General features: G+C 69.0%; 19 protein-coding genes. 8 read left to right on the top strand and 11 right to left on the bottom strand.

The window, feature by feature from the left end; genetic code table 11:
- Window positions 1–13 precede the first annotated feature (13 nt).
- Together pyrF and N5095_RS09030 are read right to left on the bottom strand one after the other, a co-directional pair.
- Window positions 14–817 carry an orotidine-5'-phosphate decarboxylase gene (gene pyrF / locus N5095_RS09025; protein WP_267622440.1) on the bottom strand — a complete coding sequence of 268 codons (804 nt, stop codon included), beginning with the start codon at window positions 815–817 and terminating at the stop codon, window positions 14–16.
- 370 nt (window positions 818–1187) lie between these two features.
- Window positions 1188–1505, bottom strand: a complete 318-nt coding sequence (locus N5095_RS09030) for a hypothetical protein (RefSeq protein ID WP_267622441.1) — start codon at window positions 1503–1505, stop codon at window positions 1188–1190.
- 113 nt (window positions 1506–1618) lie between these two features.
- Here N5095_RS09030 and N5095_RS09035 point away from each other — a divergent pair, with 113 nt between their 5' ends.
- From N5095_RS09035 to pdxS, 3 genes are all read left to right on the top strand, one after another.
- Window positions 1619–2518: a winged helix-turn-helix domain-containing protein gene (locus tag N5095_RS09035; protein WP_267622442.1), complete on the top strand. Its 900-nt coding sequence runs from the start codon at window positions 1619–1621 to the stop codon at window positions 2516–2518.
- 75 nt (window positions 2519–2593) lie between these two features.
- Window positions 2594–3448, top strand: a complete 855-nt coding sequence (locus N5095_RS09040; protein ID WP_267622443.1) for a formate/nitrite transporter family protein — start codon at window positions 2594–2596, stop codon at window positions 3446–3448.
- A gap of 96 nt (window positions 3449–3544) precedes the next feature.
- Window positions 3545–4453 (top strand): pyridoxal 5'-phosphate synthase lyase subunit PdxS, encoded by a 909-nt coding sequence (gene pdxS, locus N5095_RS09045; RefSeq protein WP_267622444.1) that lies wholly within the window; start codon window positions 3545–3547, stop codon window positions 4451–4453.
- 183 nt (window positions 4454–4636) lie between these two features.
- Here the strand turns inward: pdxS and N5095_RS09050 are convergent, their stop codons facing one another.
- The 4 genes from N5095_RS09050 to N5095_RS09065 all read right to left on the bottom strand — a co-directional run bounded on the left by N5095_RS09050 (window position 4637) and on the right by N5095_RS09065 (window position 6740).
- Window positions 4637–5092 carry a universal stress protein gene (locus N5095_RS09050; RefSeq protein ID WP_267622445.1) on the bottom strand — a complete coding sequence of 152 codons (456 nt, stop codon included), beginning with the start codon at window positions 5090–5092 and terminating at the stop codon, window positions 4637–4639.
- A 75-nt stretch (window positions 5093–5167) separates the two neighbouring features.
- The gene (locus N5095_RS09055) at window positions 5168–6052 is read right to left on the bottom strand and encodes a homoserine kinase (RefSeq protein WP_267622446.1); all 885 of its coding nucleotides are present in this window, start codon (window positions 6050–6052) and stop codon (window positions 5168–5170) included.
- 114 nt (window positions 6053–6166) lie between these two features.
- Window positions 6167–6415 (bottom strand): DUF8006 family protein, encoded by a 249-nt coding sequence (locus tag N5095_RS09060; RefSeq protein WP_267622447.1) that lies wholly within the window; start codon window positions 6413–6415, stop codon window positions 6167–6169.
- Window positions 6416–6521: 106 nt separating this feature from the next.
- A complete protein-coding gene (locus tag N5095_RS09065; protein WP_267622448.1) occupies window positions 6522–6740 on the bottom strand; it encodes a DUF7996 family protein in 219 nt (72 codons plus the stop codon).
- A gap of 161 nt (window positions 6741–6901) precedes the next feature.
- On the opposite strand from N5095_RS09065, the gene N5095_RS09070 reads away from it, so the two are divergent.
- Together N5095_RS09070 and N5095_RS09075 are read left to right on the top strand one after the other, a co-directional pair.
- Window positions 6902–8137, top strand: a complete 1236-nt coding sequence (locus N5095_RS09070) for a GNAT family N-acetyltransferase (RefSeq protein ID WP_267622449.1) — start codon at window positions 6902–6904, stop codon at window positions 8135–8137.
- 168 nt (window positions 8138–8305) lie between these two features.
- Entirely contained in the window at window positions 8306–9322 is a 1017-nt protein-coding gene (locus tag N5095_RS09075; RefSeq protein WP_267622450.1) for a sodium:calcium antiporter, read from the top strand.
- 18 nt (window positions 9323–9340) lie between these two features.
- Here the strand turns inward: N5095_RS09075 and N5095_RS09080 are convergent, their stop codons facing one another.
- The 4 genes from N5095_RS09080 to N5095_RS09095 form a co-directional block, all read right to left on the bottom strand.
- On the bottom strand, window positions 9341–10252 hold the full coding sequence (locus N5095_RS09080; protein ID WP_267622451.1) for a hypothetical protein: 912 nt from the start codon (window positions 10250–10252) through the stop codon (window positions 9341–9343).
- Window positions 10253–10402: 150 nt separating this feature from the next.
- Window positions 10403–12133 carry a DUF3604 domain-containing protein gene (locus N5095_RS09085; RefSeq protein ID WP_267622452.1) on the bottom strand — a complete coding sequence of 577 codons (1731 nt, stop codon included), beginning with the start codon at window positions 12131–12133 and terminating at the stop codon, window positions 10403–10405.
- A gap of 232 nt (window positions 12134–12365) precedes the next feature.
- A complete protein-coding gene (gene yciH / locus N5095_RS09090; RefSeq protein WP_390202882.1) occupies window positions 12366–12665 on the bottom strand; it encodes a stress response translation initiation inhibitor YciH in 300 nt (99 codons plus the stop codon).
- Window positions 12666–12747: 82 nt separating this feature from the next.
- Window positions 12748–14571 carry a DUF7282 domain-containing protein gene (locus N5095_RS09095; RefSeq protein ID WP_267622454.1) on the bottom strand — a complete coding sequence of 608 codons (1824 nt, stop codon included), beginning with the start codon at window positions 14569–14571 and terminating at the stop codon, window positions 12748–12750.
- Between the two features lie 378 nt (window positions 14572–14949).
- Here N5095_RS09095 and N5095_RS09100 point away from each other — a divergent pair, with 378 nt between their 5' ends.
- Window positions 14950–16389, top strand: a complete 1440-nt coding sequence (locus N5095_RS09100; RefSeq protein WP_267622455.1) for a DUF389 domain-containing protein — start codon at window positions 14950–14952, stop codon at window positions 16387–16389.
- On the opposite strand, the gene N5095_RS09105 is transcribed toward N5095_RS09100, so the two are convergent.
- Window positions 16343–17299 carry a DMT family transporter gene (locus N5095_RS09105; protein WP_267622456.1) on the bottom strand — a complete coding sequence of 319 codons (957 nt, stop codon included), beginning with the start codon at window positions 17297–17299 and terminating at the stop codon, window positions 16343–16345. The genes N5095_RS09100 and N5095_RS09105 overlap by 47 nt on opposite strands.
- Before the next feature lie 352 nt (window positions 17300–17651).
- On the opposite strand from N5095_RS09105, the gene N5095_RS09110 reads away from it, so the two are divergent.
- The gene (locus tag N5095_RS09110; RefSeq protein WP_267622457.1) at window positions 17652–18137 is read left to right on the top strand and encodes an Lrp/AsnC family transcriptional regulator; all 486 of its coding nucleotides are present in this window, start codon (window positions 17652–17654) and stop codon (window positions 18135–18137) included.
- A 249-nt stretch (window positions 18138–18386) separates the two neighbouring features.
- Entirely contained in the window at window positions 18387–19043 is a 657-nt protein-coding gene (locus N5095_RS09115) for a helix-turn-helix domain-containing protein (RefSeq protein ID WP_267622458.1), read from the top strand.
- Window positions 19044–19045: the final 2 nt, after the last annotated feature.

Here is a 19045-nt window from a genome sequence, read left to right on the forward strand (position 1 = left end):
TATCGAACTTCCTTCAGCCGCTTCGGTACTGGTTCAACCGAGCCTTCAGTCGCTTCGCCGCCTGTCCTGCCGCCCTGTCGAAGGTCTCACCCTCGCCGGCGAAGATGATGCCCCGCGAGGAGTTGACGAGGCCGGTCCCGTCCGCGAGACCGTGCTCGACGGCCGCCTCGGCGTCGCCGCCCTGTGCGCCGACCCCCGGAACGAGGAAGGGGAGGTCGGGGACGAGTTCGCGCACCCGTTCGAGCTCCTCGGGCGCCGTCGCGCCGACGACGAGCCCGACGTTCCCGTTCGCGTTCCAGAGGTCGGCGAGGGCGGCGACGCGCTCGTACAGCGGCTCCCCCGAGGCGAGTTCCAGGTCCTGCAGGTCCGAGCCGCCGGGGTTGGAGGTGCGACAGAGGACGAACACGCCCTTGTCTTCACGGGAGAGAAAGGGGTCGAGCGAGTCGCGGCCGAGGTAGGGGTTCGCCGTGATGGCGTCCACGTCGTCGAGCAGCTTCGCGTACTGACGGGCCGTGTTCCCGATGTCGCCGCGCTTGGCGTCGAGGAGGACGGGCACGTCCTTCCCGTGGGCGTACGCGACCGTCTCGCGGAGCGCCCGCCACCCGTCGGGGTCCTCGTAGAAGGCGGCGTTGGGCTTGTAGCAGGCCGCGTGTTCGTGCGTCGCGTCGATGATGCGCCGGTTGAACGCCCACCGGGGGAGGTCGTGTTCTCGGAGGTGCTCGGGCAGGCGGGCCGGGTCCGGGTCGAGGCCGACGGAGACGACGCTGTCGACGCGGTCGATGCGCTCGCGAAGCCGGGCGAAGAACGGCGCTGTCATCCCCGGGTGTGGGGAGCGGGGGGAGTTAGCGGTTCCCCTCCCCGCCGGCCGGCCCGACCGACGTATCCGGAACCGTGATACAGAACGCGGACGAAACGTCACGTTGTCCGAACGTTCCACGTATATGGGGGAGAGACAATTCTTCGTTACTGAGTGTTCGACGGAACATAATCAAGAGGTGTCCGCCTACAGCAGTAGATGGGCCTCGCCCCCGAGACACCGCCTCGCCCACGTGCCGACCCGACCGAAACCACACGCACGGTGCCACACGGGCTCGGGCGGTGGCCGGGCCGAACGACGTCGTCTTCTCGCGGTCCGTTCGTCCGCCAGTCCACGACCTCACAGGTAGCGAGGCGTCGAATCCGAACGGTCAGCGGACTCCGTCCGCCGTGTTCTCCCCGCCGTCGCGGTCGGTGCCGCCCTCCGAGTCGGCGGTGACGTCGGCGTCGTCGGTCCCGTCGTCGGCGCCGGCACGACCCTCGCCGTCGACTCCGGATTCGTCCTCGACACCGGTCTCACGCTCCAGCTCGGCGACGCGCGCTTCCAGGTCGTCGACGCGTCCGTCGTCTTCTCCTCCGCGTTCCGTGTACCGGAGGACCGCGACGACTGCGAGGACGACTGGTCCGAACAGCACCAGCAGGACGAGGAGGACGACGAGTAGCTCCGGACCGCCCGGGACCTGTAACATGGGCGACGGTGCTTCCGGCGGCGGGAAGTAGCTACCGGCTCGGTCGGTCAGCCAGGACCGGCCCCCGTCGCTCGACGCAACGATTTTGTGGGGCGGTAGACAATCTACCACACATGAGTCACCAGGCCGAGAGCGACTCGGTGGCCCCACCGAAGTCGGCGGGGCTCGCGCCGTCCGAAGCGTTCGCCCTCCTCGGCAACGAGACCCGCATCGAAATCCTCCAGGCGCTCCTCGACGCCGGCGGCGACGAGGGGCCGGTCCCCTTCTCGGAGCTGTACGACCGCGTCAGCGTCGACGACAGCGCCCACTTCAACTACCACCTGAAGAAACTCACCGACCACTTCGTCCGACGCACCGACGAGGGCTACGAGTTCCAGTACCCCGGCTGGAAGGTCGTCCGGTCGGTGTTCGCCGGGACGTTCAACGAGGTGGCCCAACTCGACCCGTTCCCGACCGAGGGGTCCTGCTTCGACTGCGGCGGCGACCTGGAAGCGTGGTACCTCGACGAGCACCTCACCATCGCCTGCGCGGACTGTGACACCCCACACGTCTCCTACCCGTTCCCGCCGGGCGGCCTGGACGACCGCACGCCCGAGGAGTTGCTACAGGCGTTCCACCACCACGTCCGCCACCACTACTGTCTCGCCGCCGACGGCGTCTGTCCGGAGTGCATGGGGAAGATGGAGACGACCATCACGAACTGCCCCGAGTGCGACTTGCCCGGACTCGACGTGCAGGTGAGCCACGTCTGTCAGCGCTGTAACAACCGGCTCCACTCGGCGGTCGGGCTGAACCTGCTCGACAACGCCGACGTGATGACGTTCCACGCCGAACGCGGCGTCGACCTCTCGACCCAGCCGTTCTGGACGTTCGACTGGTGTGTGAGCGACGAGCGGACGACGGTGCTCGAAGCGAACCCGATGGAGGTCCGCCTCGATATCCCCTGTGACGGCGACACGCTCTCCGTGCGGCTCGACGAGTCGCTCACCGTGCTGGAAGTCGAGCGGGCCTGAACCCCCACCCGACTCGTGCGGTCGATGACGCAACGGCGATAACGGCTACGTATCCCCACCACGAACTCCGAGTAGATGAGCGATGCATCCCCCGAAGCGGGGTCGGACGGCCCACCGGAGGAAGTCGGGCCACCGATGACCGACGGGTCGGGTATGACGACGCAGACTGACAAGGGAACCATCCTCGAACAGCTGATAGACCAGGGGTTCGAAGAGACCGAGCGCAGCTCGCTGGGGCTGGCGTTGTCGGGGCTCTCGGCCGGTCTCGACATCGGGTTCGGACCCCTGCTCATGGTGGCGGTGTACACCCTCGTCAGCGAACCGTGGGGCGAGCCGCTGACGACGCTGTTCGTCGCCAACGCGTACGCCGTCGGCTTCATCTTCGTCGTTCTGGGCCGCTCGGAGCTGTTCACCGAGCACACGACGCTCGCGGCACTTCCCGTCATCGACGGCCGGTCCTCCATCAGCGGTCTCGCCCGCCTCTGGGCGCTGGTGTACGCCGGCAACATCGTCGGCGGCGCAATCTTCGCCGTCCCGGCGGTGCTGTTCGCGCCGGACTACGGGATTGCCACCCCCAACGCGTTCGTCCACCTCGGGGACACCCTGCTCGGATACGGCAACACCGAGTTCTTCTTCGCCGCCATCCTCGCCGGCTGGATGATGGGACTGCTCGCGTGGCTGCTGTCGGCGGCACAGGAGACGCTCAGCCGCATCGTCTTCGTCTGGGTCGTGACGGCCGCAATCGGGCTCCTCCACCTGCCCCACTCCATCGCGGGCAACGTGGAGATAATCATGGCCGTCCTCGCCGGGCCGAAGTACGGCCTCGTCGACTACGTCGTCTTCCTCGGCCTGTCGACCGCCGGCAACGCCGTCGGCGGGGTCGTCTTCGTGGCGCTGCTCAAGTACGGCCACATCGCGGTGTCGCGCTGAGCTGCGACCCGTCGCGGGAGACGCTCGAAACCGGTGTCGGTGGCCGGTGGACTCCGGAAGGGAGTCCGTTAAGTGCGTCCACACCAAGGCTCGGATATGCCAGAGGAGACCGACTTGGAGGACCTGCGGCGGGGAACCGACCTCGTCAAGCGCGGGTTCGCACAGATGCAGAAGGGCGGGGTCATCATGGACGTCGTCACCCCCGAGCAGGCCCGAATCGCCGAGGACGCGGGCGCGGTCGCCGTCATGGCCCTCGAGGCGGTCCCGGCCGACATCCGCAAGCGCGGCGGGGTCGCTCGGATGCCCGACCCGGCACAGGTCGAGGCGATAATCGACGAGGTTTCCATCCCCGTGATGGGGAAGGCTCGCATCGGCCACCACACCGAGGCCCAGATTCTGGAGGCCATCGGCGTCGACATGGTCGACGAGAGCGAGGTGCTCACGCCCGCCGACGACGCCTACCACATCGACAAGCGCGAGTTCACCTCGCCGTTCGTCTGTGGCGCACGGAACCTCGGCGAGGCGCTCCGGCGCATCGACGAGGGCGCCGCCATGATTCGCACCAAGGGCGAGGCCGGCACGGGCGACGTGAACCAGGCCGTCCACCACCAGCGCACCATCAAGAGCGCCATCCGAAAGCTCGTCGGGATGAACCACGAGGAGCGCGAGGCGTGGGCACGGAAGCACGAGGCGCCCGCCGACCTCGTCCACGAGACCCACGAGATGGGCCGTCTTCCCGTGGTGAACTTCGCCGCCGGCGGCATCGCCACCCCGGCGGACGCCGCGCTGATGATGCACCACGAGTGTGACGGCATCTTCGTCGGCTCCGGCATCTTCGGCGCCGAGGACCCCGAGCGGATGGGCGAAGCCATCGTCGAGGCCGTCAACAACTGGGACGACCCCGAGCGCCTCGCCGACATCGCCGCCGGCATCGGCAAGGGGATGAAAGGCGAGTCCAACACCGGTATGGCCGACGAGGACAAACTGCAGGGCCGCGGGGTTTAGCAACGACCTTTTTCACCGGGGGACTCGGCCGGCTTCGCCGGCCTCGACCCCCGGCCAAAAAGCTCGGCGAAAAAGGCCACTCGCTCGGGCCTGACGGCCCTCGCTCGCGGTAGAACACGGATACAGCCCCTCAGCACTCCCACCGCTACCGCGTCCGCACCCGCCACCGCCACCGCGACGACCTTACTCCTCGTCCTCGCCGAGCAGCACCGTCACCGGCCCCTCGAAGTTGAGCAGGGCGCGCTGGGTCAAGTCGCCGAAGAGGGCCTTCCCGGTCGGGGAGCGGCGTTGGCCGGAGAGGAACAGGTGGTCACACTCGCGCTCCTCGGCGACGCCGAGGATGCGGTCGACCTCGTCGCCGACGGTGCCGACGACGTCGAAGGTGACGTTCATCCCGTCGAACGCCTCCTGTGCCAGCTGGCGTGCCTCCCGCTCGGCCTCGTCCTCGGCCTGGTCGAGCGAGTAGTCGGCGCTCCCGTCGATGGACTCGACGGCCGTCCGGGTCTCGCCGTACGCCGACTGCGGCGTGATCGATAGCAACACCAGTTCGGCCTCGGTCCCGGCGGCGAACTGCCCGGCCTCGCGCATGATGCGCTGTCCGCGGTCTGTCGGGGTGACGACGACCAGTCCTCGTTGCATGGAGCCGAAGTCATCATCGACCGTGAAAAACCGTTCGAAACCGAGCGACTGCGGGGGGTCGTCGCCGTCGCCGACTTACTCCCGAGCGACGACCTCGGCGCCGCGGCCGATTTCGGTCTGGTAGACGCGGCCGGTAACGCCCTCCTCGGCGAACGCCTCCAACATCGTCGCGCCGATTCGCCGCCGGTCGCCCGGGTGACAGGCGGCCAGGACGCTCGGGCCGGCACCGGAGACGGTGACGCCCGTCGCCCCCGCGTCGAGGGCTGCCTCGCGCACCCCATCGTAGCCGGTGATGAGGTCCGCTCTGGCGGGCGTGACGACCGTGTCGTGCATCCCCTCGCCGACGAGGTCGGGGTCGTCTCGGCACATCCCCATCGTGAGGGTGGCCGCCCGACCGACGGTGTGGACCACGTCGTCCATCGCGGCCGTCTCGGGCACGACCCGGCGGGCGTCGCGCGTCGAGACGGCGATTTCCGGGAGACAGGCGACGAGCGGGACGCTCGCGTCGACGGCGTGGACGTCGCCCTCGACGGCGACGGTGAATCCTCCCAGGAGGGCGGGCGCGACGTTGTCGACGTGGGCCTCGCCGGAGACGACGGCCTCGCCCTCGCCGGCGATGGGGACGAGCGCCGAGCGCGAGAGTCCGCGGTCGTACAGTTCGTTGAGCGCGAGGGCGGCGCCGGCGGCGCTGGCGGCGGAGGAGCCGAGTCCGGAGGCGGGACGGACTCCCTTGTCGATCTCGATGTGGGCGGGGGCGTCGAGTGCCTCCGCGACGGCGCCGACGGTGTTCTTCTTCGGGTCCTCGGGGATGTACTGGGCGCCGGCGCCCGTCACCTCGATGGTGGTCTCCTCGGCACGGGAGACGCGGACGAAGTCGGCCGGCCGGTCGAGGGCCACTCCGAAGACGTCGAACCCGCTCCCGAGGTTCGCGCTGGTCGCCGGGGCCCGGACCGTGATCATGCTCTCACTTCCGCGAGTCTCCGGAAAACGCTTGCGTTCGCCGCGGTTCGTGCGGCGACACGGCGCCGAGTTTCGCGACTGTCCCGGCGGCTCGCCGGGGCTCCGCTCGGGCGGTCAGTCGCCCATGACGAACAGCATGGGGCCGACGACGACCAGCGCGATACCGAGGAAGAGGTAGTGCGCCGGGGCGAGTGACTGCGGCGTCAGGAGGAATATCACGCCGAAGAGGACGCTGTTGATGGCGACCGCCTTCACCGACTTCAGCGGGAGGAGTGCGAGCGTCGTGAGGACGAATCCGAGGAGCAGCGCCTGCCCCACGTTGTAGTTGAGCAGGAAACTGTCGATGACCTGTAACGGGAGCATTCGTTGTCCTAACTCGCCCCGAATCCCGCTTTAAAGTTCCGCTCTGTCGTTCGCCTCGTCGGTCCGTCGCTGCCGGCGCCAAAACACGAATCACGCGCCGACGCCGTCACTCCTCGGTCGGACCGGTGATATCGAGCGGCCGAACCCAGCCGTACCAGAGTACGAACACCATCCCGCCGTAGCCGAGCACGAAGACGATTCGGCCCACGCCGTTGTAGCCGAGTTCGCCGAGGAACCGCCGAAGGATACCCGTTCCCGCGATACCGACGAACAGCACGAGGGCCGCGAGGAGGGCGTCCCGCGGCAGCCAGTCGGGTGTGTTCATGTCGGCCCCTCGGTGACGGATGGCCCTGAATGGCTCGGTTCGGCTCCGGGTCGAGTCGCTCGAGTCGCTCCCACCCGACCGAATCGGCGGCGACGCTGGACAGTGTCACCGCCTCACGCGCCACCCGGAACGATTTAACGGGCCGCGTCGTCGCCCCCGTCATGGAGTACCGTCCCATCCCCGACGACCACCGCGACGCCTTCGGTCGGCTCCTCCGCTACGCCTTCCGCCCGCAGGCCGGCCCGCCGGACGAGGAGGACGAGGAGGACCGCCCGGAGCATCCGGACATCTACCACCCCCGCGCGCTGTACGATGTCGACTCCGGGGCCCCGGACGACGACCTCGACGCCGACGACATGGTCGTCGTCTGTGCGTACTACGACTTCTCCCTCCGCGTCCGAGGCGAGTTTCACCGCGTCGGCGGCGTGTCGGCCGTCGCCTCGCCGCCCGAGATTCGACGGCAGGGCCACGTCGGCCGACTGCTTCGCGAGCTCCACGAGGAGCTCCGCGAGGAGGGAGTCGCCCTCGCCGCCCTCTGGCCGTTCAAGTACTCGTTCTATCGGCGGTACGGGTACGCGACGGCGACGGAGTACGCGCACGCCGAAATCGCGCCGGACGAACTGAGCGCCGTCGTCGCCGACCCGGCCGGTCGGTTCCGACGGGTCGACCCCGACGACTGGGCGGACCTCGCGGCGGTGTACGAGGCGTGGGGCCCCGACTCGCTCGCCATGGACCGCACGGAGGGGTACTGGCGCCATCGGGTCCTGACAGGGTGGCAGGAGGACCCGTACGTCTACCTCTGGGAGGACGACGACGGGGAGCCGCGGGCCTACGCCGTCTACCGGGTGCAGGACGGCGACGACGACGGTCGCACCCTCCAGGTGTGGGAGTTCGCACACGCCGACGACGAGGGTCGGAGACAGCTGTATCGGTTCCTCCGCGACCACGACTCGCAGGTCGAGACCGTGACGTTCGCTGGGCCGACGGAGACGTACCTGCTGGAGACGTTGGAGGACCCCCGGGCCGCGGAGTTGGAGTTCAGACCGGGTCCGATGGTCCGCGTCGTCGACCTCGAAGCCGCCGTCGCCGACCTCTCGTTTCCCGCCGACGCCGAGGGGTCGGTCGTCCTCGCCGTCGACGACGACCACCTCCCGTGGAACGACGGCCGGTTCGAGCTTTCGGTCGCCGGCGGCGGAGGGACCTGCGAGCCGACCGACGCCGAGGCCGACGTGGAACTCGACGTGGGTGCCCTCTCCCAACTCGTCGCCGGCTTCCTCTCGGTCGACCGACTGGAGACCTACGGCGACCTGACGGTCGTCTCCGAGACCGGCGCCGAGACGTTGGCCGCGATGTTCCCCCCCGAGGAGCCGGCGCCGTTCCTGCGGGAGGGGTTCTAGCCCCGAGCGGTCGCGACACGAGCGCCTCTGTGGCGCGAGTACTCGCCACCGCGGAGGTGTTCTAGCTCGGAGCGGCCACGACCGCGGCGCTCCGGCACCTGTCGGTGTACCGCGCCGTCCGCCGGCCTCGTCGGATAGCCTTTTGTCACGTGCGCCGCCAGTGAGGACGTGTTCGACCTCCTCGCACTCGTTCTCTTCACCGCCCTCGGGACGGGGTTCGCCTGGAAGGGGAGCGAACTCCTCGTCGCCGCCTCCGACGCGCTGGGCGAGCGCTACGGCGTCCCACCGGTCGTCCAAGGGGCGGTCATCGCCGCGGCGGGGTCGAGCTTCCCGGAGTTCGCGAGCACCGTCATCGCCGTCTCCCAGTACGGAACGTTCGAACTGGGACTGGGCGCCGTTCTCGGCTCCGGCGTCTACAACATCCTCGTCATCCCCGCCGTCGCGACGCTGAGCCGCGGCGGGGCGCTCTCCGCGAACCGCGACCTCGTCTACAAGGAGGCGCAGTTCTACCTCATCTCGCTCGCCACCCTGTTGCTCGTGCTGTCGCTCGGCGTCATCTACTTCCCGGTCTCCTCGACGACGACGGCCCTCGACGGGCGGCTGACCCCACTTCTCGCCCTCCTGCTCGTCGGGCTGTACGGGCTCTACATCTTCATCCAGTACGCCGACGCGGTCGAGTACGTCCCGGAGATACCCACGACCGACGTGGGGGGTCGCCCGTGGCTCACACTTCTCGCCTCGCTCGCGCTCGTCGTGGTCGGCGCCGAACTGCTCGTCCGGGCGGCCGTCGGCTTCGGCGCGTTCTTCGACACCCCGGACGTGCTCTGGGGGCTCACCGTGGTCGCCGCCGGGACGAGCCTCCCCGACACGTTCGTCAGCGTCGTCGCCGCGCGCTCCGGCGGGGACTCGCTCAGCCTCGCCAACGTGCTCGGGAGCAACGTGTTCGCGCTCCTCATCGCCCTCCCCGCCGGCGTACTCGCCGCCGGGGGCGTCCCCATCGACTTCGCCGCCGTCGTCCCGCTGCTGGGCTTTCTCGTCGCCGCGAGCGTCGTCTTCTTCGCCGCGCTCCGGACCGACCTCTCGCTGGCCCGCTGGGAGGCGTACCTTCTGCTCGGCATGTACGGGCTGTTCATCGCGTGGCTGGTCGCGGAAGCCGTCGGGGTGACGCGGCTGTTGGCGGGGTGAGACGGCGCGTCCGGGCCGTCAGTCGGCCGTGTCGGTTCCCTCGAAGCCATCCTCCAGTCTCGGTCCCGACCCCGGTTCCACACCGAACGTCGGCGACTGCGGGTCGACGTCGGCGAGAAAGCGGACCGTCGTGAACGCGAGCGTGAGCGAGACCGGCGCGGTCGCGACCGCCCCGAACAGGACGCCGGCGACGCCGAGGCCGACCACGACCGGCGTGGCGACGATCGAGAGCGCGACGACGAGGACGCAGTAGCCGACGGCGAAGCGGAGGTACGGCCCCCCGTCCGTCGCCAGTTCGTAGCTCCCGCGGAGCGCGTCGAGGAGCCCCGCCCCCCGAAGCACCACGAGGAACGGCGCGGCGTAGAACAGGTAGGCCAGGGCGAAGAAAACGGGGACGGCGAGGACGACGAGGAGGTAGCCCGCGCCGAACCCGCCCGCCCCGAGCAGGAACAGCGCCGGAACCAGCAGAGCGAGCTGCAGCGCGAGCACGGCGAGTGCGTAGAGGAACAGCGGGACGAAGTGTCGGCGGACGCCCTCGACGAACTCGTATCGCCCGGTCGCCAGCACCGTCCTCACGCTCCCGAGGTAGCCGGCGGCGAGCGCCGCAGTCACGGCCGCGTACAGCGGTGTAACGACGAGGACGACCCCGAGGAGGCCGAGCGCAGCACCGACCTCCGACCCCGGACCGACGCCGACGGGGAGACCGGTATCGGCCGTCGCCCCCCGAACCGGGACGTTCACGAACTGCCAGAGGCCGACGACGGGGCCCGGAAGGCCGAACCGAACGCCGAGCCGAACCCCGTCGAACGCCGCGACCGTCGCGATGTCATCGAACTGGAGGAGCGAGACGACGAACGGAACGAGCGCGAGCGGGAGGTTCGACGCCGCGCGCTCCCAACCGTCCTCGAGGCGCTCGGCGAAGGAGGGCATCACCGACACCTCGGCGGTGCGCGCGTCGAGTAGCAGGACGGTTGCAGTATCGATTCCGCTCGGCGACCGGGGACCGCGTGGAGGGCAGTCATGCCCGGTACGTTCTCTCGAATTGATAAATAGCCGTCGTCTCCGCGGGCGCTCGGGGCCTCAATCCCTGCCGACCGCGACCCACACCGGACCGGCCCACGCGGCCCCGCCGTCGACCTGTTCGACGCGGACGTAGTAGGCGTCGGCGTCGCTCCCGCGCGCGTCGTCCCAGGCCATCCCCTCGACCGGGTCGTCGTCGGTCCACGACGCCTCGCAGGTGAACCCGGAGAGCGTCACCGTGTCGCGGCCGCCGTCGGCCGCACTCACGGGCGGGGCGGCCCACTGCTTCTCGCCGCTCGCCGACTCCGGCTCCCACGTCCGCCAGGGTTCGGCGTTCTTCACGACCGTGACCGAGTCGAGCGGCGCGTCGCCGGCGACCTCGACCGTCACCTCCCGTTCGGCGGTCGGGTCGTCGACGACGGCCGTGCTCTCCGCCTCTCCGACGCCGACGCCGTCGACCGTGAACTCGACGAGGGTCCGGTTGGGCTGGGTCGTCCCGTACACCCGTCGGGAGCGCAACGCGTCGAAGACGGCCTCGCGGGTGAGTTCGGGCGCGCGAATCGCGACCAGCCCGCCGGGGTAGCTCTGTTCGTCCCACACCCGCCAGACGTTGCTCCAGCCGAGTCCGGCCTGGACCCAATCGTGGAGGCTCGGCAGGTGCGGCCGGGTGTGGATGAGCGAGTGGCCGGGGTGTGGGCCGTGGTAGTCCGCCGAGGCCATCATCCCGACGCGGTAGCCCATCCGGAGGGCGTCCTGCACGTAGTGGCCGGGCTCGTCGACCTCCCCCTGGCCCATCCGGAGGGGGAACCGGTTCCCCTCCCGGCCGGGGCGCTCGCTCGACCCCCACTGGGAGTACACTTCGACGAGCGGGGCCACCTCGTCGTCGTAGTCGACCGCCGAGAAGTCGAAGGGGTACATCGACTCCGCGGGGTGGTGCGGAATCGCGAGCGCCTCGCCCGACCCGTCGTCGTTGAACGCCCGGAGGCGCGCGAACAGCTTCTCGTAGGTGTCGGTGTCGGCGTCGAGGGAGTCAAAGAGCGTCGCGTCCGCGGGGTCGTCGAAGTAGACGTTGACGTGGCCGCCCTGGTTCGGCTGTTTGGTCCACTCGTAGGCCATCAGGGAGACGAACTCGCCGGGGTCGTTCGCGGCCTCGACGGCCTCGCGCGTCCGGTCGAAGTACCGCCGGTGCATCCGCTTTCGCTGCGTGCTCGGCGGGATGAAGAAGCCCATCGTGTCGTGGTCGGTGTAGGCGACCACATCGAGGTTCATCACCTCACGCCCGAACGCGAGGCCGCGCTCGGGGGTGCCGGTGCCGTCCGACAGCGCCGAGTGGAGGTGGAGGTCCCCCCAGTAGGTCCGGTACTCCGGGTCGGCGTCGCGCGGATGGACGCGTACGGGGTTCGTCACGAACCGGCGACCGGTTTCCCGGTGGTCGAGGACGAGGTACTGGACGCCCGGGGTGTGAAACTCGACCGCGTCGACGCGGACGAGGCCGCCGTTCGGCGGGTCGAACGACACCGTCTCGGGGAGGATCGCCTCCGGGTCGGTGGACGCGAGCCCGAAAGTCCCCTCGAAGTCGGAGAGCAGGCGCTCACACTGGTCCCACGCCTGCACGGAGAGCGAGACGGCCGCTCCGGCGTCGGCGTCCGCGGGGAGGACCGCGTGGACTCGTTCGAAGCGGGCGTCGCGGTTCGCAACCAGCTCGCGCGGCGAGGGCGCTCGGTCGGCGAACACCTTCGCCGTCTCCGTGGCCTTCACCACCGGACCGAGGCTCGCGGGGAGTTCCGCCATCGGTCGAAGCGACGCGGGAGAGCTATTTGTGCCTGTTGCCAGCTCGCACTGCGATACCCGACAGCGAACCGAACGTTTGGCCGGCGGTGGTGCGTAGCGCGGCGACCGGCCTACGCTGTTCGACGCGGTCTGTGAATCGTCCGACGAGAGCGTCGGCTCGTGGAAGGACCGTCGTCGACGACGAGGTCTTCGCCGAGGCGACAGCCGGGACGCTCGGCCCGTCCGTCGACGGCTAGCGCTCTTCGACCGCGTACCCGTGCTCCCGGAGCAGGTCCGGGACGCGGGCGACGTGGTTCCCCTGGAGTTCGATGGTGTCGCCCTCGACCGTCCCCCCGCAGGCGAGCGACCGCTTGAGCGAGGAGGCGAGTTCCCGGAGGTCCTCGCCGTCCTCGAACCCCTCGATTATCGTCATCGCCTTCCCGTACCGTCGGGTGTCGGTTCTGACCGTGAGCACCTCCTCGCTCCGCCGGAGGTCGTCCTCGATGCCGAGGTCGTCCGGGAGGCCTGTCACCTTGCTGAAATCGTCTGCCACGACCGCTGTACGCTCTCCGGACATATGACGTGCACTGACGGAACGGAGACCAAAGAAATCGGACGGGTGGTCGACGGCGACGCTACAGGCGCATCGGTGCGAGTGCCGCGGTCTCGTTCCCGTCGGCCGCCTCGACGGTCACCTCGGCGTCGTCGGCGACGGCCTCGCCGGACTCGTCCTCGTAGGGCGTGTCCTCGGTGCCGTCACTGGTGAGGAAGTCCAACTCCTGGTTGTCGTTAGTGTCCATGTGGAGCTGAGCGGTGTAGCTGCCCGAGTCGTTCTCGTCGAGCGGTTCGAGCAGGGCTACGGAGACGTTCTCACTGGTGCCGTTCTCGAGGTACTCGGTGGCGCCGACCACGTCACCCGACTCGTTGAGAATCGCGATGAAGCCGCCCTCGGGGAGGGTAGCGTTGGCGACGACGACCGACTCGCCGGTCGTGTTCTGGTCCTCGAAGGTCACCGAGGCGTTCTCGGGTTCGGGCTCGGTCACGTCGGCTTCGACGGTGACGTTCGCGCTGTCAGCGACGGCGGTTCCGTTCTCGTCGAGATAGGGCGTGTCCTCGGTGCCGTTGCTGGTGAGGAAGTCGAGTTCCTGGTTGTCGTTGGTGTCCTCGTGGAGCTGTGCGGTGTAGACGCCCGAGTCGTTCTCGTCCAACGGTGTCAGAAGTGAGACGGTGACGTTCTCGCTGGTACCGTTCTCGAGGTAGTCGGTCGCACCGACCACGTCACCCGACTCGTTGAGGACAGCGATGAAGCCGCCCTCGGGGAGGGTGGCGTTGGCGACGGTGACCGACTCGCCGGTCGTGTTCTGGTCCTCGAAACTCACCGAGGCGTTCTCGGGTTCGGGTTCGGTCACGTTGGCTTCGACGGTCACTTCGGCGTCGTCGGCGACGGCCTCGTTAGCCTCGTCGAGGTACGGGGTGTCCTCGGTGCCGTTGCTGGTGAGGAAGTCCAACTCCTGGTTGTCGTTGGTGTCCATGTGGAGTTGGGCCGTGTAGGTGCCCGAGTCGTTCTCGTCGAGGGGCGTCAGGAAGGGAACGGAGACGTTCTCGCTGGTGCCGTTCTCGAGGTACTCGGTGGCGCCGACCACGTCACCCGACTCGTTGAGGACGGCGATGAAGCCACCCTCGGGGAGGGTAGCGTTGGCGACGACGACCGATTCGCCGGTCGTGTTCTGGTCCTCGAAGGTCACCGAGGCGTTCTGGGTCGGGGGCTCGGGTTCGGTGGCGTTCTCGACGGTAATCTCGGCGACTAACCCGTCGCTGTGGGTGAACACGCTGTGGACGTAGTCGCCGGGTTCGGTGTCGTTCGTGTCGAACGTGAAGTTCACCTCGGCGGACTCGCCTTCGGCGAGCGTGAGGTCGGTGTCGTTCACCACGTCGCCGTCGAAGCGGTAGTCGACGCGCTGGGTGGTCTCGAAGTCGTTCGGGTTGGTCACGACGGCGCTCACCTCGACGGGGTCGCCGGCGGTGACGTTGGCGGGCGCCGAGACGCTCTCGACGGCGTAGGACTCGGCGACCTCGACGGCGGTGACTTCACCCTCGTCCTGGGTGTAGACGCCGAGGAAGTTCGTGCCGAGCGGGAGCGACGTCGCCGAGACGTTGTACTCGACGGTCACGTTCTCGCCCGCCGGCAGCGTCACGGAGAGCCGCGAGAGGACCACACCGCCGGAGCGGAGGGCGACCTCCTGTGTCGACGTGGCGTCGTTCGGGTTGGAGACGACGGCTGTCACGGTGAAGTCCGCCTCCGGTGTGACGAGGTCGGGGGCGGTCGCGTCGTCCACGGCGAACGACTGGGTCTCGGCGTCCTGTTGGGCGAAGACGCCGGTCGGTACTGCGAGTGCGAGCGAGACGGCGACGACGACGACCGTCGCGACCGTCAACGCTCCGAACTGTCTGGGGTGCATGGTTGGGGGTGGTGTGTGGGTGGTTGCCGTACTGCGCACCATAGAAGCGTTCTCGGCGAAGATAAGGCGTCTAGACAGTTCTCCCCAGTTCGCCGGAACAACTGTGTGGCAAGTTCTTCTTTCGTATGGGGTTGAAATGGCAAGCTCTACTTACCGGATGGAAGCCCTACCTTGGAATGTGGAAGCCCCGTCTTGGGGCGTCGGAACGCCCAGTTACCCCTGAGCGTCCGCGGACTCGGACCGTCGCGTCGGAGAGGAGGTGGGCGCGAGAGCGCCGGGGTGCAGTAGCCGACCCGACTCGAACCGACTCGAACCAACTCGACCGACTCGAACCGACTCGGTCCATCTTTTTCCCCTCCCCCGTCGTCGCCTCCGCAAATGCGCTACGTCGAGGTGCTCGTCGACGACGCCCACGAGTCCGCGGTCCGAGACGTGCTCGACGAGGAGGGCGTCGACCACGTCCGCGGCGGCGGGGACGACGGCACCGTGCTTCTCCGCTTTCCGCTCCCGCCCGAGGCCGTCGAGTCGGTGTTGGGAGCGCTCCACGAGGTCGGCCTCCCCGACGAGGGGTACACGGTCGTCACGAGCGCCGAGTCGGTGACGACGCCGAACTTCGGCGCGCTCCAGGACCGCTTCGCCCGGGAGGAAGACGAGGAGACCATCGCCTACGACGAGATGCGCACGAAGGCCCTCGAAGCCCGGCTCACGCGACGGGCGTTCTCCCTGCTCGCGCTCTGCTCGACGGTCATCGCGACGGTGGGGCTCCTGCGTGACTCCGCGCTCGCGGTCGCCGGCGCGATGGTGGTGTCGCCGTTCGTCGGCGCCATCCTCGCGACGAATATCGGCCTGCTCACCGACGACCGCGACGTGGCGCTCGACGGCGTCGTCTCGCAACTGCTGGGGACCGTCGTCGCCGTCCTCGGCGCCGCCGCCCTCACGGCCGGACTCCGGGCGGTCTACGTCGTTCCGCCGCGGACGAACGTCTCCGAAATCGCACAGGTGTCCGCCATCACGTCGCCGACGCTCCCGGCGCTCCTCCTCGCGCTCGCCGCCGGCGCGGCGGGGGCGCTCGCGCTCGCGACCGCCCTCCCGGTCGCGCTCGCCGGCGTCGCCATCGCCATCGCGCTCATCCCCGCGGCCGCCGCGGTGGGTGTCGGCGTCGCCCTCGGCGAGCCCACGGTCGCGGTCGGGGCGCTCACCCTGCTCGCGATGAACGTCGTCACCATCAACCTCGGCGTCCTGCTCACCCTCCGGGGGCTCGGCTACCGGAGCCGGAACCCGTCGGGACTCCCCGTCCCGGACTCGTCGCGGGCGGCGCTCACGCTCCTGTTCGTCGGCTTGGTCGCCGTCGCGTTCGTCGTCGGGGCGGCAGTGCCGACCTACGAACAGGTGCGCCTCGAGCGGACGGTCAACGGCGCGGTCGCGGAGACGCTCGCCGAGGAGCGCTACGGGGAGCTCTCGCTCGTCACCGTCGAGTTGGGGTACGGCGGCGGCCCGTTCGTGGACGCCACCTCGACGGCGACGGTGACGCTCGCGCGGACGACCGACCAACCGTACCCGGCGCTGGCGAGGACGATCGAAGAGCGGGTCGGCCGGCGGTCGGACCGGCACGTCGAGGTGCGGGTGAAGTTCGTCGACTACAGGCCGGCTGACGGCGAGGAGCCGTCCGGGGATACGGCGCCGGTCGAGGGAGTGCCGTCGACCGGCGCGATGGGCGCGAGGACGAACGCGGCGGGAGAAGCGCAGACGACGCGGCGAGGTCGACCGACGGTCAGTACCGGCGGTTCGACAGCGGTGTCGGAAGCGGCACCGACCTGAGGAACCGACCGACGGCGCGGTGTTTCAGGAGGGCGAAGCCGGCGAAGATGGCGACGAAACCCGCGAGCGTCGACGCCGCGACGAGGTGGCCGAGCAGGAGCCAACTCATCGCCGTCGCGACGACGGGTTCGAGGTAGCCGACGAGGTTGATCTCCGTCGCGCCGACCCGCGAGAGCAGCTCGAAGTAGATGAGGAAGGCGACGACGCCCGAGACGAGGGTGAGATAGACCAGCGAGAACACGGCGGTGTCGGTCCAGTGGATGGCCGACATCGACTCCCCGCGGACGAGCGAGACGACCCAGAGCACGCCGCTACCGAGCAGCATCCCCCACCCCTCCAGCGCGCGGAGCGGCATCTCGGCGTCGAACGCGCGGGTGAGCACCGCGCCGACGGCGAAGGAGGCGGCGCCGAGGAGGACGAGGCCGAGCCCGCCGACGCTCGACGACAGCATCGAGGTCGCGCCGGGGTTGGCGACGACGGCGACACCGACGAAGCCGGCGACGAGGCCGGCGACGCCGAGGCGGTCGAGATGCTCCTCGACGAACAGCGGTGCGGCGAAGGCGGCCGTCAGGACCGGCGACAACGAGACGACGACGGAGGCGACCGCGCCGGACACCTGCAGTTCGCCGAGGTACAGCAGCGCGTGGTACCCGGCGATGACGAAGGTCCCGACGGTCGCGACGGCGAGCAGGTCGTTCTTCGTGCGCGGCAGTGGGTCGTCGACCGTCGCGACGGCGTAGGCGAGGACGATGGCCCCGGCGGCGCCGTAGCGGATGGCCGCGAACAGCACCGGCGGGAAGAACTCCAGCCCGACTTCGATGGCGACGAACGACGTCCCCCAGAACAGTGCGAGCAGTGCGAACAGCACCGGGATCCGTGAGAGGTTTGTCCAATTCAGTTGCGAGCGCATGGTTCTCAGTTCAGCGCTAATCGCCTCACGTTGTTAAATTCTTCTACAACGAGTCCGGCTTTGATTGGATAGAACATTAGGTATTCGCACCAGTGTTGCACTCCTCACTCGCCGAACGCGGACCGTTCTGATAACTAACAGTACGGCGCCCCGGTCGAGTCGCCGGCGGACCCGGACGGACCGGCCGAGCCGCCGTACCGACGCAACCGGCGGGCACGTTCCCGCCCGCCCGTGGGCGGACGTCTTCGACGGCTCCGGGGGCACGTCGAACCACGTGTCGACTTCGGCGGCGCGAGTCGAACCCGATTCGACTCGGGTAACAATTAACACGCCACACGCGGACGGTAGAACGATGGACGAACGCGACGTCCGCCTCCTGAAGGCCATCTCTGACCTGGGCACCGGCAGTCCGGAGAAGCTCCACGAGCGCACCGGCATTCCGGTGTCGACGATTCATTACCGACTCAACAATCTCCGCGAGGAGGGAATCATCACCAACGACCTGTACGACGTGGACCTCGAGAAGGCCGGCCTCGGCGTGACGGTCATCGTCGAGGTGCTCGCCGACTACCAGGGCTCCTACGAGGACGTGGGCAACAAGATTCTCGCCATCGAGGGCGTCACGCAGGCGTTCTTCACGATGGGGGAGACGGACTTCATCGTCATCGCCCGGCTCCCGAACGCGGACGCCGTCGAACGGCTCATCTCGGACTTCGAGACCATTCCCGAGGTCGACCGCACGAACTCGACGTTCGCGGTGTCGACGCTCCGGGACTCTCCCCGGGCGCTCGGGAGCTACTCGCTCGAGACGTTGGAGACCGAACTGACCGAGGAGTGAGACTGCGAGGGCGTCGCCGGGTCACGCCGCTCGACGGTGCCCTCGGGCCGTTTCGGCGTCACCACCGAATCGCGTCGGCAAGCGATTCGGCGAACCACACCGGGGCCGAGCCGGCACCGCAGAGCGGCCCGTCCGCGTCCGGAGCGACCCTCTGATGAATGGGTCTCGACGCGGGAGTACATAAACTACCTCACATCTCAAGCTGTCCATTATCACGATTCGACGAGACGGTCCATCTACTCACAGCGTATGCCAGTCGTTACTGACATCTCTCTCTCCGGCGACTCGTTCCCGCTCGGTCATCTCCTCGAACTCGACGACTCTTTCACCGTCGAGTTCGAGCGGCTGGTCCCCACCGGGAACGCCGTGCTCCCCTTCTTCTGGGTTCCTGCCGGGTCCGTAGACGCCGCCGTCGAGGCGTTGGACGACCGTTCGTTGGTCGCGTCGGTCGAGGTTCTGACCGAAGTCGAGAACCGGGCGCTCCTGCAGGTCGAGTGGACCGACGCGGTGAACGGCGTCGTCGACGCCCTGCTCGAGACGGACGGCGCTATCGTCAGCGGGAAGGCCGTCCGTGGGAGCTGGAAGTTCCGGCTCCGCTTTCCCGACCACTACCAGCTCCGGCAGTTCACCGCCCTGTGTACGGAGAGCGACGTCGCATTCGACGTAGAGGGCGTCTACAACCCGCACCCACCGGGAGACGAGAGCCGCCTCACCAGCGTTCAGTGGGACACCCTGATGGCGGCCCACGAGAAGGGGTACTTCGAGGTGCCACGCCGCGCGACGCTTTCGGACCTCGCAGCCGAGTTCGACGTGAGCGAGCAGGCGATATCCCAGCGCCTCCGCCGTGCGATGAACGTCGTGGTCGCCGGGTTGGCGTTCGGCGAGTCGGACGCTCCCGGGGCCTGAGC

Source organism: Halobium salinum (genome assembly GCF_026586625.1).
Taxonomy (GTDB): Archaea; Halobacteriota; Halobacteria; order Halobacteriales; family Haloferacaceae; genus Halobium; species Halobium salinum.